The following is a 14,085-nucleotide window of genomic DNA, read 5'->3' on the forward strand; positions in this document are numbered from 1 at the left end:
CATTGCGGAGCCACGAAGAAGGTAACGGGGGTGGGAGGCCCGCAGTCGGAGTGCGGGAAACGGATGAATGCCCGCCCAGCCGGGAATAGCGGGCCCGGGTCGCTGTTGATCACACCATGACTTCTGAGACACGCGAGGCATTCGGACGGGTCGGCATCTGGAGCAGTGCCCTGCACGGGTCGCGGGCAAACGACGCGGGCAAAGAGGCGATCGCGGACGCGGTCGCCGAGCTCGAAGAGCTGGGGTACGGCACTCTCTGGATCGGGGGTAGTCCCTCGCCCGACGACGCCGCGGCTGTCGTCGCCGTCACCCGCACGGTCACCGTGGCCACCGGCATCCTCAGCATCTGGGACCACACCGCCGAGGAGGTGGCGGCGCGAATCGCAGCGATCGACGCGAGCGCGCGCGGGCGATTCGTCCTCGGCCTGGGCGTCAGCCATGGCCCGATGGTGCCGCAGTACGCGAAGCCGTACAGCGCGATGGTGGCCTACCTCGACGCACTCGACGCCGCCACCCCGCCCGTGAACTCCGGACATCGAATCCTCGCGGCGCTCGGCCCGAAGATGCTGAGGCTCGCGACCGGCCGGGCGCTGGGCGCACACCCCTATCTCGTCACCACCGAGCACACGGCGGAGGCACGCGAGGTGCTCGGCCCCGACGCGCTGCTCGCCCCGGAACTGTCGGTAGTGCTCGACACCGACCTCGACCGGGCCCGCACCACTGCGCGGAACATGCTGGGGATGTACCTTCGACTGCCCAACTACACCGACAACCTGCTGCGCCTGGGGTTCGCGGAGAGCGACTTCGAGGGCGGCGGCAGCGTCCGTCTTCTCGACGCCCTCTTTGCCCTGGGCGACGCCGAGCACGTGAAGGCCCGGACGCGGGAGTACCTCGACGCCGGCGCCGACCACGTCGCGCTCCAGGTGCTCACCGCCGACGAGGGCGGCGCCGGCCTGCCGCGGGCCGAATGGCGTCAGCTGGCCGGGGCACTCGCCGACGAACTGTAGAGGACGGCACGCACGGGCAGCCGGAGATGGGGGTGCTGCCACTGTTGACTCTCATCTCGTTGAGCTGGTCAATCTCACGAGGCGGACGAATGCTTCTCAACCAACGCCAGTAAAGTACCAGCTCAGCACCGCTCAGGCCCGACACCAAAGTGACCCAGCAGCACGGCAACGGAGCGAAAGCCAGCACGTGAAAAAGACTACGGATACGCCGGATGACGAGGAATTCGCTTCCGCCTGCGGCCGGGCGTGGGACATTCTGATCCCCGCCCGCTCCCGCCGAAATCCCAGTTTTTCTGATGCGTTCGGGATGTTCGAACTGGCAGCCTGCGGACAGGTGGGCGGGGTACCGAAGCTCGGAGGGCCTCAGCGCGCGACGCGTGACCGCCCATGCCGATGTTCGGGACAACAAGGACCAACTGCACCTCGCCGGTGGCGAACAGCTCGAGGTGCCCGCACTTGGGGCAGCGGAACGCCTCTATCTGTCGCCGGGGCCGACTCATCCGCTTGGCACCCCCCCCGAAAATCTCCCGCTCCAATGCGCCCTCGATCCAGCGCGAGTACCTGCGCGAGTGCAGTGGTTGAGTCCGATGTCCCGGTCCGCGGGGAGCGCCACGGACCGGGACTCCGGGCCGGAGCCGGCGGGATCACCAGCATCCCTGTCCCGCGGGGTCCGCGGACGGCCCCGCGGGTGAGAGGTGGCATCCGGGCCCGTACGAGGAGTCGGCGCTGAGCAGGGCCGCCCCCAGCGGGGTGAGGACATGGGTCACCGTGTTCGCTGTCCGCAGGGATGCGATCAGCCCGGCTTCCCGGAGGGCCGTCGCGTTGCGACTGGCCGTGGGCGCGGCGAGGCCGGTCCGCCGGGCCAGTTCACCCGTCGTGCAGCCCTCCTCGACCATGCGGAGGGTCAGCGCACGACCCGGGCCGAGCACGCGGGCCAGGGCGCGGTCCGCGGCCTGGCCGGTGCGGGCGACCGTCCACCATCCCGCCCCTCGGGAGACGGGATAGACGAGCGTCGGGTCGAGGGTCGGATCGATGAGGGCGACCGGGGTGCGCCAGCAGAAGACCGACGGGATCAGGAGCAAGCCCCGGCCGTCGAGGTGGACGTCACGCTCGACCGGGTAGTCGGCTTCCAGCACGGGCGAGTTCCAGCGGAGGGTCGGTCGCATGCTGTGCAGCAGGCCATCAGCTCCCCCGTCGAGCAGGGAGCGTGCGCGCACCGCCCGGTCTGCTTCGACGAGGGCCCGGATCCGGGGCCAGTACGGGGCGATCGCCACGCGGTGGTAGCCGAGCAGCGCGTGGCCGAGGTTGGTGACGGCAGCCAGGTCGCCTTCGGCCAGGGGGCGTATCCATGCCGGCAGGGCGGGAAGGACCGCCAGCTCCGCGCGTAATCGCTGGGCCGGGGTGGCGAGAACGGCGTCGACTCCTACCTCCGGGCCATGCATCCCTTCCGGCGGGGTGAGGAAGTCCGGGAAGTCACTGCGAGGCGGGGCGAGGCAGCGGATCAACTGAGCGTGTCCGGGGGCGAGGTGGCGGAGTCGAGCCCGGGTCCGCGCGCGCCAGGGGTCGAAAACCGCCTGCCCGTCGCGGTTGCCGAGCAGGTTGGCGCTGAGTACCGCCTCCCATAGGGGGTCCGGCCCCGGCGCCACCTTCGTACGGAGCAGGTCCTCAGTGGTGAAGTGGACTCTCAACATGCGACGTCCCGTCCCCTCGTCTGCTCTCGGCCCGGCAGAATTCTGCATGCCGTGCGCCGTACTGACCATGGTTATTGCAGCCAGAGGGAAAGTCGTGGCCCAAGGCTCCTCCTCCCGACACTCTGGGCGCACGACAGGGTTCCCGAACCCGACCCCCTTCGGAGGAGAGTTCATGCGCAAGGTAAAGGCTGCGGTTGCCGCGGCCACGACGTTCGCGGCAGGCATGATCGCACTGGCGCCCGCGAGTCCCGCTGCGGCCGCGACCCCCACATGCGACTGGGTGGCCTCGTACAGCGGAGCCTGGGTTCCCGTCTATCGGACGGGTACCAACGTCAACTGCAACCTGGTGCAGGGCACATACGGCGAAGCCGTCCGGCAACTGCAGACGACGCTCAACAAGTGCTACAAAGCGGGTCTGACGGTGGACAAGTCGTTCGGCCCCGCCACCCGGAACGCGCTCATCAAGGCCCAGCAAGCGGCCGGTACGCCGGCGGACGGGGAATATGGCCCGAACACCCGCAAGGCGATCAAGCACGAGCCGCTCAGCGGCAGCACGAACTGCGTCCGCGTTCCCTGAGGAACCTGACCGACCCCATGTGAGCCCCGGAGGCCTCGTCACCCGGCTCCACGCAGAGGCGATGCCCGGCGCCTCCGGCATCCGAAGCGGTGCCGGAGGCGCCTCGGCCTGTCCGGCGACAGCAGCACCGGGCACCTGGCCCCGGAGACCAGTTGCTCCGGGGTCCGGGAGAACCATGCCGGGGCCGTGCGGTCCTGGCCCGGCTCGGGGTCGGCTTCCGCAGTGTCGGCCTGGTCTGGGCGGACGCCGGATACACCAACTCCGTTGCCTCCAGGACCGTTACTCAGCGCTACACGCCACCTGGCCGTAGCTATGCAAGCACAGGGCCGTGATCCCCGTGGGTTCAGGGAAACCGAGGACTCTTCAGCTCGCCCCCCGGGCCCAACGGTGTGCTTCAGGTCTGTGCATCCGTGGGTTCGGTCGGAACACGAGAGTGCTGAGCGAGCAGGAGGGCTTCGGCCGTGACATCGGCGTCGACCTGCGCCGGTGTTCTGTCGCTGTATTCGAGGGTGTCGTACTCGTCATCGAGTTCCGCGAGCCGTTCGGTCAGCGGCAGCTCGTGTCCGAAGCGCTGGTGGATCCGGAAGGCCAACTCTCGTGGGGTCAGCTCGCCGGTCAGCATCCGGGCGGCAAGTGCTCGTGCGGCGGCTTCCTGGCCGCCAACGCTGCCAGGCGGACAGAAAGCGAGTCCCAGTTCGCCGAGTGCTGGGGGAAGGAGCTCGGGGACGTCGTAATCCGCCTCCGCGCGTGTGCAAGCGGCAAGGATCCGCAGGGCGGGACCGTCGAGGCCGGCAACGAGTGCATCACAGGCGGCGTTGACGACGTCAATGGCACGGCTCTCGCCGGTGCTCCAGAGAACGGCATGGTCCTGAAGCGCACGGGCTGCTGATTCGGTCGACGGCATCTGTCCATGATCTCGTCACAAGGTGGACCAGGGCGAACGCATTTGGTCACTGTGATGCCTGCTCGGCGGCCTCTCCCAGAAGTGCGCGAGCCGAGTCCGCGTAGCGGATGGCGGTCTTCTCGTCGATGCCGAAGGCGAGGTGGAGTGGGTCGGCGCCATGGGTGAGGGCCTCTTCGAGCTGGCGGTCGACGCGGAGCCGTTCGAGGGTGGCGGTGAGGTTGCGGGTGGCCCGGGTGGTCCAGAGCTTGCCGGCCGGGCCGAGTTCGACGGCGGTCTTCTGGGGGATCAGCAGGTGAGGGCTGGCCGTGGTCGGCCAGCGGCTGCGCCGGTAGTCGAGCCAGTCCAGGAGAGCACGGCGGGTGAGGTCGTCGAGCGGGCGGATGTGACCGCCGACGGTGATGCGCCGGTTGCCGATGTCCACATCGTCCAGCAACATCGTGCGGATCGTCTTGAGCCGTGCCGCGTGGACGGCGGCCAGGGCGATGATGAGCTGGAGGTCCGGGGTGGTGGCGGTGGCAATGACCTGGTCGAGGGCCTGGATCACGCGGCCGGCCTGCCGGGGGACACGGATCCGGATCGTGGGGTCGCGGAAGATCCACCCGTTCTTCTTCGCCTGCCGGAACAACGCCCTGGGTAGCCAGGCCGACGCCGTTGCGTTCCATGGTCTGGATGAAGTCCTCAACGACCTTGTGGTCGAAGGTGTTCATCCGCCGACTGCCCAGCAGCGAGTCCAGATGCACCACCGACGCCGGCCCCGGATCCCGCTGCCCGGCCTTCCACTCCGCGGTGTACTCCTCGAACCGCATCGCCCCGCACTTTGCCGATCCGGTCCACCCTCGCCTGAGCACGTGGCGCCGCCTTCATCGCGTTGTAGACCTTCGTCAAACGCGCGACGGCCTCGTCCTGGGTCGCAAAACCAGACTCCTTCACCTGCTTCCCGGCCGCAGACCGATACCGGATCTTGTAGGAGTGCGGGCACTCCGACCACCGCGACCGCGGATGCTCACACTCCTTGAAGAACGACCCCGTCCCGCGAACCAACGCAGCGGAAATCACGGTTGCTGATTCTTCCAGGACCGATGCTGACAGTTTGCTGACCGTCAGCAGTTCAGAAAGCCGCTGACCTGCACTGATGCGTGCAGCATTCGCTATGTTCTGGAACGGGATCGGCCGCACCCAGGAAGAGATCGAACAGGCCCGCCAGGACTGGATGACCGGCACCCGCTTCGGCGAGGTGAAGGGCTACGACGGCGCCCCACTGCCCGCCCCCGAGCTGCCGCCGGTGCCGCTGAAGCCGCAGGGAAGGGTGCGTTGACCTGCGGGAACGCCTGAGTCCTGGTGGCTGGTGGGCGGGAGGTGGGCGGGCGCTGCCTCCCGCCTTCCGGTCGCTCGCGGGAGGACGGCTGAGCGGGGTGCGGACCGGAGCCGGGATGGCAGGCGGTTCCCCGGTGTGGCCGTCTGTGAGCAGCTGTGGCCGGGCTCTTGCCGACCTGATGCTGACTTCACTGACGCCTCGTCAGCTGAGATCGAGGCACTCTTCTCGCAGCTCCCTCGCGCGCGGTGGCCTTTACGGATTCGGTGCCGGCCGGACGAATGCCGACCCGGTGGGATCCGGTGACGAGCGCGGCCAGGCGCTCCTCTTTCGGGGAATCCACTGTGACTGCCCGGGTGTTCACGAGATGTTCCCTTCCGCCAGTGCGCGCAGTCCCGCCGCCGCGAGCAGGGGCACCGCGTCGCCGACCGTTTCGAATCCGTGGCCGATGGTCATTCCGGCCTGGTGGCGGGCGTGGATGCCTTCGGCGATCACGGCGATCTTGAAGTAGCCGAGGCCGAGGTAGAAGGCGAGCCGTCCCAGATCCCGGCCGGAGACGCGGGCGTAGTGCTCGGCGAGGTCGCGGGGGGAGGGGAGCCGGTTGCTGGTGGAGGCGGCGGAGCCGCCCAGTACCGGGTCGAACGCGGGGTCCCGGTAGGCCAGGGTCATGCCCAGGTCGGCGAGCGGGTCGCCGATGGTGGCCATCTCCCAGTCGACGAGGGCGCGGATCGTACCCGGGTCGGCCGGATCCAGGATGGCGTTGTCGATGCGGTAGCCGCCGTGGACGATGGCCGCGCCGCTCTCGGCGGGCACCTCGGCGGCCAGGCGCTGGTGGAGGGTGTCGATGTCGGGCAGGTCGCGGGTGGCGACGCGTGACCACTGGTCGCGCCAGCGCCGGACCTGCCGGGTCAGGTAGCCCTCGGGCCGGCCGAAGCCGGTGAGCCCGGCCTCCTCGTACGGCACGGCGTGCAGCCGTGCGAGCACCTCGACGAGGGCGCCGGCGCAGTGGTCGATGTCCGTCTGGGAGAGGGCGTGGAGGTCGTCGTGGGTGCGCAGCACCGTGCCCGCCACGTGGGAGACGACGCAGAACGGCGCGCCGAGCACGCCGGGGTCCTCGCACAGCGCCACCGTCCGGGCGACCGGTATGCCGGTGCCCTGCAGCGCGGCGACGATCCGGTACTCGCGCCCCACGTCGTGCGCGGACGGCGTCAGGACGCCGAGCGGGGGGCGGCGCACGACCCACCGGGAGCGGCCGTCGGTGACCAGGTAGGTCAGGTTGGAGCGGCCGCCGTGCAGCAGTTCGGCCCGCAGCGGCCCCGCGGTCTCCGGCACACGGGCTTCGAAGTACTGCTGGAGGGCCGCCAGGTCCAGGCCCTGGGGGCTCGTCGCCTCGGAGCTCACGGCTGCGCTCCCGCGGTCCGGCCGTCCAGGTGGCGTCGGACGACCCGGCGGGCGATCGCCCAGCGGTGGGTCTCGGAGGGGCCGTCGTAGATGCGGAACGGGCGCACCTCGCGCAGGAAGCGGGAGAGCAGGATGTCCCCGGAGACGCCCAGCGCGCCGCAGATCTGCAGCGACCGGTCGACGACGCGCCACACCGCCTCGGCGGTGAACGTCTTGGCGATCGCGGTGGACTGCGCCCCGGAGCGGCCCTGGTCCAGCTCCCGGCAGGCCTGCAGGATCAGTCCGCGCGAGGCGGCGACGTCGATCTCGTTGTCGGCGATCATCTGCTGGACCATGCCGAGTTCCGCGAGCCGGGAGCCGAACAGTTGCCGGTCGGCGGCGCGGGCCACCGCGATGTCCTGGGCGCGGCGGGCGATGCCCAGCCAGCGCATGCAGTGCGTCATCCGGGCGGGGCCGAGCCGGACCTGCGCGTACTCGAAGCCCTTGTCGACCTCGCCGAGCACCGCCTCGTCCGGCACGACGCAGTTGTCGAAGAGCACCTCGCAGTGTCCGCCGAAGAAGGCCTCGTCCAGGGTGTCGATGTGCCGCACGATCTTCATCCCGGGGTTGTCGGCGTCGACGAGAAACATCGTCGCCCCGCCCCGGGCCCCGGGTTCGCCGGAGGTGCGGGCCATGCAGATCGCGTACGCCGCGCCGTCCGCGCCGGTGATGAACCACTTGCGGCCGTCGATCCGCCAGCCTTCGGGCACCTTCTCGGCGCGGGTGGTCAGTGCCGAGGGGTCCGAGCCGGCGCCGGGCGCCGGCTCGGTCATCGCGAAGCACGACCGCACCCGCCCCTCGGCGAGTGGGCGCAGGTAGCGCTCCTTCTGTTCCGGGGTGGCGATCGCCTCCAGCATGTGCATGTTGCCCTCGTCGGGGGCCGCGATGTTCAGGGCGAGTGGACCGAACAGCGAGTAGCCGGCCTCTTCGAACACCAGCGCGCGACCGCGCATGTCCAGACCGTGGCCGCCGTATTCCGAGGGGACGTGCGGGGCGAAGACCCCGGCCCCGCGTGCGGCCTCCTGAAGGCGCGTCCGCAGTACCTCCCCTCCGGTGGCGGGGACCCCGCCGTGCTCCTCCTCGGCCGGGATCACCACCTCGCGGACGAACTTGGCCGTCCGGCGGGCGAGCTCCACGACCTCGGGGCTGTGGTCCGGGTTCACGGGCAACGGTGCCTCCTGACGCCAGGCAGGTTCGTGCACTGCGCGACCCGGCAGCCTGGCTAATAGACGTTAGCCACATGAGAGCGGGCTATTGCGCTGCTTGTCAAGGGCAGCAGGGATTCACCCCCTGGTTGTCTTCAGATCCCGCTAACATGTACTAGCCGAATCTCGCAGCCCACGCCGAGGAGTCTTCCGTGCCGCAGCCCCGTATCCATCGAGACACTGCTGCGAACCGGCCCGACGGCACCTCGCGCGCCCACGCGATCCGCGCCGCAGCCCTGGAACTGTTCACCCAGCGCGGGTACCAGGCCACCACCATGGCCGACATCGGTGCGGCCGTCGGTGTCCGCGGGCCGAGCCTGTACAAACACGTCAGTTCCAAACAGGCGCTGCTCGCGCAGATCATGATCGGCACGATGGACGCGCTGCTCACCGCCCACCGGACCGCCGTCGCCGGGACCGAGGACCCCGCCGAACGGCTCAGGCGCGCCACCGAGGCCCACGTCCGCTACCACGCGCGGCACCGACTCGAGGCATTCGTCGGCAACCGGGAGATCCGCAGCCTCGAGGAACCGCACAGCACCGCGGTCCTGGACCGGCGCGACACGTACGAGAAGGCGTTCCGCGAGCTGGTCGAGGCCGGGGTCGCCGCGGGACGCTTCCACGTCGCCTCGGCCCGCCTGGCCTCGTACGCGATCCTGGACCTCGGGATGGGCGTGGCCGTCTGGTACCGCGAGGACGGAGAGCTGACGGAAGATCAGATCGTGTACCAGTACGGAGACTTCGCCCTCCTCCTGGTGGGCTCCGGGTGACCTGTTCGCGCCGGCTTTTGGGTGCGGGCCCGGGCCGGGAACGGGAAGGGCACGTCCGCCGGGACGGCGGAACCGTCCTGCGCCCCACGGCTCCCACCCGTGCCCGGGCGGGGAAGACGAACGGTTGACCCAAGGTCACTCGACGACGGCGTCCGACCGCCGTGAGGCTGATCGTCCGCGAGGTCGCGTCGCCGGGGACAGTGGACGGCGAGCCGTTCCCCTCGGCCCCGGTGCGGGCGGTGGCCGGGCGGCTGGCATGATCACGGCTTTGCTGGGCCTGCCCGGCGTCGAGCAGGCGTGCAAGGACCTGGCCGGGCTGACGGTGGCGGCGCACGGCCCGATGGCCGGCTGAAGCCGCGCCGAGTTCCCCCACTGGGCCGCGCAGAGCGAGTCCTGCGGCACCCGGGAGACGGCGCTGGAACGCTACGGCACCAGCGTCGTGCGGGACTTGATGGGCCGTGACGGCTGCCGGAACGCGGTCCGTGTCGGGGTCGGCGGGGACTTGAGTGCCGACATGAAGGTCACCGATCCCTATGGACGGCACTGGGTGATCCAGTGCGAGCACCGGCGCAGCGGCTTGGCCGGCTCTGCCGGGGGCACGCCGGACCTCTAGGTCCTCAACGGCACCGCCCGCTCCGTCCGTGGCGCCGACATTGAGGTGATCGTGACGAAGATTGGGTTCCCGCACCAGCCGTAACCTTCGCCCCACAGCAGTGCCTCCACGTGGTCGACCGCGCTGTCGTGAACATCCTGCGGCCGCATCCGGCCGCACCGGATGGCGTCCCGCCGGGTGGTGCAGCCGCTCAAGGCGCCGGAATCCGCAGGTCGGGGACGGTGGCTCCGCCGGGCCGGGCGTTCGACTCGCCTCAGCAGGGCGCTTCATGGACTGCCGCCTCTCCGGAGATCGTCAGGGGCCTCGTACCGGAACGCGTAACGCTTGATCCCCTGCACCACGATGCGGGACACGACCCCGCACCGGCGACGCCGGGTTCACCGGACGTCGGTTTCCGGTGCGGCCCCGCCCGTTCGGGTGCTCTCCGGGCTGCCGTACGCGTGCCGACCGCGGCCGGGCCTACGTCTGCCTGGACGTCGAGTGGCGCCCCGTATGCCGGGCTGCGACACCGTGCCCGGGTCGGCCTGTCCCCGTCGTGACCGGGAGTCGGGCAGGCTCTGCCGCTTTTTCCCCGGCCGGCCCCGTCTTTGGGGCCGGCCCCCGCGCTCCGCCGCCTCGCGATGGTTCCGTGAGCCTCCCCGCCCCCGGGCCGGTGCGTCCCGGCTCCGAAGACGCCCGGACGGGGGGGGAACCGTCTTCTTCGCGGAGGGGGTGGCGGTGGACGAGGGGGAGAGTTAATCTACAGCCATAAGGTTATTTGGTTGCGGCGGACGGAAGGTCCGCGACTGCTTGAGAGGTGAGAGCGGTGCCGGCGAACGAGAGTGTGCACGAACTGGTCGTCCGACGGCGTGACCGGGTGGCCCAGGACGTGGTGCGTCTGACCCTGGCGCGGCCCGACGGCGGCGACGTGCCGACGTGGGAGCCGGGCGCGCACCTCGACCTGCTGCTCGACGACGACCTGGTCCGTCAGTACTCCCTGTGCGGCGACGAGTCGGACCGGTCGCAACTCCAGGTGGCGGTCCTGCGTGAGCCGGCCGGTCGCGGCGGCTCGGCGCACGTGCACGACCGGCTGGCCGAAGGGGACGTGGTGCGGGTGCGCGGCCCCCGCAACAACTTCGCCCTCGTGGACAGCCCGGAGTACCTCTTCGTCGCCGGCGGCATCGGGATCACCCCGCTGCTGCCCATGATCCGCCGCGCGGAGGCGGCCGGAGCCCGCTGGACCCTGCTGTACGGCGGGCGGACGCGCTCCAGCATGGCCTTCCTCGACGTGCTCGCCGAGCAGCCCGGCGACCAGGTGCGCGTCCAGCCGCAGGACGAGTGCGGACTGCTGGACCTGGAGTCGGTGCTGGGGGAGCAGCGGGACGACGTCGCGGTGTACTGCTGCGGACCGGAACCGCTGCTGGCGGCGGTGGAGAAGCTCACCACGTCCTGGCCGGAGGGGAGCCTGCACCTGGAGCGCTTCGCCCCCAAGGAGTTCGAGGACGCCCCCGAGCCGGGGAGCTTCGTGGTGAAGTTGGCCCGCTCCGGCACCACGCTGACCGTGCCCGCCGACCGCTCCCTCGCCGACGTGCTGGACGACGCGGGGGCCGCGCTGACCACCTCCTGTCGCGAGGGCACCTGCGGCACCTGCGAGACCCCGGTGCTGGAGGGGCGTCCCGACCACCGTGACTCCCTGCTCTCCGAGAAGGAGCGGCAGGAGGGCAGGACGATGATGCCGTGCGTCTCCCGCTGCCTCTCCGCGACCCTGGTGCTCGACCTGTGAGCGGCGGGGTGGTCCGGCGCCCGGCGACCCCCGCGGGCGCCGAGGGACCCACCGGCCGTCCGACGCCGTCCCCACGTCCGGGACCTTCCGCCCGGACGGCCCGTCCCCTTCCGCCGCGACACCGCGGTCGTCCTTCCCCGCCCACGCGGACCGAGGTCGCTCGGTCGATCCGCGCGGTGCCCACCTTGCCCCGAACGAGGAGAACCGATGGACACTGACCTTTTCGAGCCCGACCACGAGGCGTACCGCGAGACCGCGCGGTCCTTCGTCCATCGGGAGGTCGTGCCGAACATGCAGCGCTGGGACGAGGAGCGCTGCGTGGACCGGGAGACCTGGAAGAAGGCGGGTCGCGCCGGACTGGTGGGCCTCTCGGTGCCGGAGCGCTTCGGCGGCGCGGGAGAGCCCGACTTCCGCTACCGCGTGGTGCTGTGCGAGGAGATCGCCCGCGTCGGCGCTTCCTCGCTGCAGTCCTCCTTCAGCACCAACGACGACATCGTCCTCGGATACCTGCTGAACCTCGCGACGGAGGAGCAGCAGGAGCGGTGGCTGCCCGGCTTCGTCACCGGGGAGACCGTCGGGGCGATCGCGATGAGCGAACCCGCGGCCGGAAGCGACCTGCGGGGCATCACCACCACCGCCGTCCGCGACGGCGACCACTGGGTGCTCAACGGCTCCAAAACCTTCATCACCAACGGCATCCTGGCCGACCTGATCGTGCTCGTGGCGCGGACCGACCCGGACGCCGGCAGCAAGGGCTACAGCCTCTTCGTGGTGGAGCGCGACACCCCCGGCTTCACCCGCGGGCGCAAGCTGGACAAGGTCGGCCTGCAGGCGCAGGACACCGCGGAGCTGTTCTTCGAGAGCGCCCGCGTCCCGGCCGCCAACCTGCTCGGCCCGGTCGGCAGCGGCCTGGCCTCCCTGATGCAGAATCTGCCCCGCGAGCGCCTGGGCATCGCGGTGGCCGCGCAGAGCTCGGCGGAGGCGGCGTTCCGCTGGACCCTCGACTACGTCCGTGAGCGGCAGGCGTTCGGCAAGGCGATCGCGGAGTTTCAGAGCGTCGGCTTCACCCTGGCCGAACTGCGCACCAGCATCGAGGTGAGCCGCGCCTACCTGGACCGCTGCGTCAGGGCCGTCAACGCCGGAACGCTGAGCGCGGTGGACGCCGCCAAGGCCAAGTGGTGGGCCACCGACATGCAGTGGAAGGTCATCGACGCCGGTGTCCAACTGCACGGCGGCTACGGCTACATGAAGGAGTACCCGATCGCCCAGGCGTTCATGGACGCCCGCATCCAGCGGATCTACGGCGGCACGAACGAGATCATGAAGGAGATCATCAGCCGCGATCTGGTGCGCAACTCCTGACCATCGGCGCGACCGCGGGCCACAACCCCTCGCCGTCCGCGCGCGAACGATCCGATCGCGCGCGGACGGGGGCCCGCGGTACGGCGTCGAGGAACCTCCGGCGGGCACGTGCGGGTGCCCGCCGGAGCCGGACCGGGCGGGACGGCGCAAGGGGCGCCGTCCGCCGGACGGACGACACGCGGCGGCAAGGCGACGGCCGGGCGCGGTGACGGGCGAAGGCCCGCACCGACGGCCGGGGCGACGACACACGACGGAGCGGGCATGACGAAGCGTTGGGGCATCACACTCCCGGTGGCGGGACTCTCGATCGCGGACCAGAAGGAGTTGGTCGCCTCCCTGCCCGACCTGGGCTACACCGACGTCTGGTCGGCGGAGGCGGACGAGACCGACGCCTTCACCCCGTTGGCGCTGGCCTCCGCCTGGGCGCCCCGGCTCCGGCTGGGCACCGCGATCGTGCCGGTCTTCACCCGGGGGCCCGCCACGCTGGCGATGAGCGCCGCGACCCTGGCCGCGGCCGCGCCGGGACGGTTCGCCCTGGGCGTGGGCACCTCCTCCGACGTCATCGTCGAACACTGGAACGACATCCCCTTCGAGGAGCCCTACAAGCGGGTCCGGGACACCGTGCGCTTCCTGCGCGCCGCCCTGCGCGGAGAGCGGGTGGACGAGACCTACGAGACCTTCGCGGTCCGGGGCTTCACCGCCCGGCTCGTCCCCGAGGAGCCGCCGCCGGTGCTGATCGCCGCGCTGCGCCCCGGCATGCTGCGGCTGGCCGGCCGGGAGGGGGACGGGGCGATCGTCAACTGGCTCTCCGCGCGCGACGTGCGCACGATCGCGCCTTACGTGCGCGAGCGCGACCCGGCCAAGGAGATCGTCGCGCGGATCTTCGTGATGCCCGGCGCGGACCCCGAGACGGCCCGCGCCCTGGGCCGAAGGATGCTCACCGCCTACCTCAACGTCCCGGTCTACCGGGCCTTCCACGAGTGGCTGGGCCGCGATGATGCCCTGGGACCGATGTGGCGGGCCTGGGGTGAGGGGGACCGCCGGGCGGCGCTGCGCGCGGTGCCCGACGAGGTGGTGGACGAACTGGTGATCCACGGCCCCGCCGAGCACTGCCGGGAGCGGATCGGTGAGTACGTCGACAACGGGGTCACCACGCCCGTGATCCACCTCGTGGGGGACCCGCAGGACCCCGTGCGCGCCGTGCGTGACCTGGCTCCCGACGGCTGAGCGGGTGCGGGTGCCGGGCCGGGCCTCGCGGGCGACGGACCTGCGCAGGGGCTGGCACCGGAACCCCCGCGCCTCTATGATTATCTATAGTCATTAGTTTAATGAAGGCAGGCTGCCCTCGCGCTTCGGCGCCCGTCGCCGTTCTCGCGAGCCTGCCGCGCACCCGCGCCGCCGCGCGCCCCTGGAGCCTGTCACCCCTGCCCGTCAGGGAGCCG

Annotated in this window: 11 protein-coding genes and 2 pseudogenes; 8 read left to right on the forward strand and 5 right to left on the reverse strand. The window is 71.0% G+C overall.

Annotation, left to right across the window (positions count from 1 at the left end; genetic code table 11):
* Window positions 1-116 precede the first annotated feature (116 nt).
* A complete protein-coding gene (locus ACTWJ9_RS30210) occupies window positions 117-1,007 on the forward strand; it encodes an LLM class F420-dependent oxidoreductase (protein ID WP_387042253.1) in 891 nt (296 codons plus the stop codon).
* A gap of 644 nt (window positions 1,008-1,651) precedes the next feature.
* Here ACTWJ9_RS30210 and ACTWJ9_RS30215 read toward each other — a convergent pair.
* On the reverse strand, window positions 1,652-2,698 hold the full coding sequence (locus tag ACTWJ9_RS30215) for an ArsR/SmtB family transcription factor (protein ID WP_279337450.1): 1,047 nt from the start codon (window positions 2,696-2,698) through the stop codon (window positions 1,652-1,654).
* A gap of 172 nt (window positions 2,699-2,870) precedes the next feature.
* On the opposite strand from ACTWJ9_RS30215, the gene ACTWJ9_RS30220 reads away from it, so the two are divergent.
* Complete coding sequence (locus tag ACTWJ9_RS30220; RefSeq protein ID WP_279337452.1) at window positions 2,871-3,275, forward strand: peptidoglycan-binding domain-containing protein; 405 nt, start codon at window positions 2,871-2,873, stop codon at window positions 3,273-3,275.
* 394 nt (window positions 3,276-3,669) lie between these two features.
* Here the strand turns inward: ACTWJ9_RS30220 and ACTWJ9_RS30225 are convergent, their stop codons facing one another.
* Both ACTWJ9_RS30225 and ACTWJ9_RS30230 read right to left on the reverse strand, forming a co-directional pair.
* The gene (locus tag ACTWJ9_RS30225) at window positions 3,670-4,179 is read right to left on the reverse strand and encodes a hypothetical protein (protein WP_279337453.1); all 510 of its coding nucleotides are present in this window, start codon (window positions 4,177-4,179) and stop codon (window positions 3,670-3,672) included.
* Window positions 4,180-4,225: 46 nt separating this feature from the next.
* On the reverse strand, window positions 4,226-4,804 hold the full coding sequence (locus tag ACTWJ9_RS30230; RefSeq protein ID WP_279337455.1) for a hypothetical protein: 579 nt from the start codon (window positions 4,802-4,804) through the stop codon (window positions 4,226-4,228).
* A 525-nt stretch (window positions 4,805-5,329) separates the two neighbouring features.
* On the opposite strand from ACTWJ9_RS30230, the pseudogene ACTWJ9_RS30235 reads away from it, so the two are divergent.
* Window positions 5,330-5,494, forward strand: a pseudogene (locus tag ACTWJ9_RS30235) (pirin family protein); the annotation flags it as partial.
* A 357-nt stretch (window positions 5,495-5,851) separates the two neighbouring features.
* Here the strand turns inward: ACTWJ9_RS30235 and ACTWJ9_RS30240 are convergent.
* Window positions 5,852-6,892, reverse strand: a complete 1,041-nt coding sequence (locus ACTWJ9_RS30240) for a phosphotransferase family protein (protein WP_443294973.1) — start codon at window positions 6,890-6,892, stop codon at window positions 5,852-5,854.
* The gene (locus ACTWJ9_RS30245; protein WP_387040299.1) at window positions 6,889-8,100 is read right to left on the reverse strand and encodes an acyl-CoA dehydrogenase family protein; all 1,212 of its coding nucleotides are present in this window, start codon (window positions 8,098-8,100) and stop codon (window positions 6,889-6,891) included. The genes ACTWJ9_RS30240 and ACTWJ9_RS30245 overlap by 4 nt, the downstream gene beginning before the upstream one ends.
* A gap of 188 nt (window positions 8,101-8,288) precedes the next feature.
* Here ACTWJ9_RS30245 and ACTWJ9_RS30250 point away from each other — a divergent pair, with 188 nt between their 5' ends.
* From ACTWJ9_RS30250 to ACTWJ9_RS30270, 5 genes and pseudogenes are all read left to right on the forward strand, one after another.
* Window positions 8,289-8,906: a TetR/AcrR family transcriptional regulator gene (locus ACTWJ9_RS30250; RefSeq protein WP_279337459.1), complete on the forward strand. Its 618-nt coding sequence runs from the start codon at window positions 8,289-8,291 to the stop codon at window positions 8,904-8,906.
* Window positions 8,907-9,345: 439 nt separating this feature from the next.
* Window positions 9,346-9,650: pseudogene (locus tag ACTWJ9_RS30255) on the forward strand (restriction endonuclease); the annotation flags it as partial.
* A gap of 674 nt (window positions 9,651-10,324) precedes the next feature.
* On the forward strand, window positions 10,325-11,281 hold the full coding sequence (locus ACTWJ9_RS30260) for a PDR/VanB family oxidoreductase (protein WP_443294974.1): 957 nt from the start codon (window positions 10,325-10,327) through the stop codon (window positions 11,279-11,281).
* Window positions 11,282-11,488: 207 nt separating this feature from the next.
* Entirely contained in the window at window positions 11,489-12,643 is a 1,155-nt protein-coding gene (locus ACTWJ9_RS30265) for an acyl-CoA dehydrogenase family protein (protein WP_279337461.1), read from the forward strand.
* Window positions 12,644-12,904: 261 nt separating this feature from the next.
* Complete coding sequence (locus tag ACTWJ9_RS30270) at window positions 12,905-13,870, forward strand: LLM class F420-dependent oxidoreductase (RefSeq protein WP_387042321.1); 966 nt, start codon at window positions 12,905-12,907, stop codon at window positions 13,868-13,870.
* Window positions 13,871-14,085 lie beyond the last annotated feature (215 nt).

It is taken from the genome of Streptomyces sp. GDS52 (assembly GCF_052246875.1).
GTDB classification, from domain to species: Bacteria; Actinomycetota; Actinomycetes; order Streptomycetales; family Streptomycetaceae; genus Streptomyces; species Streptomyces cathayae.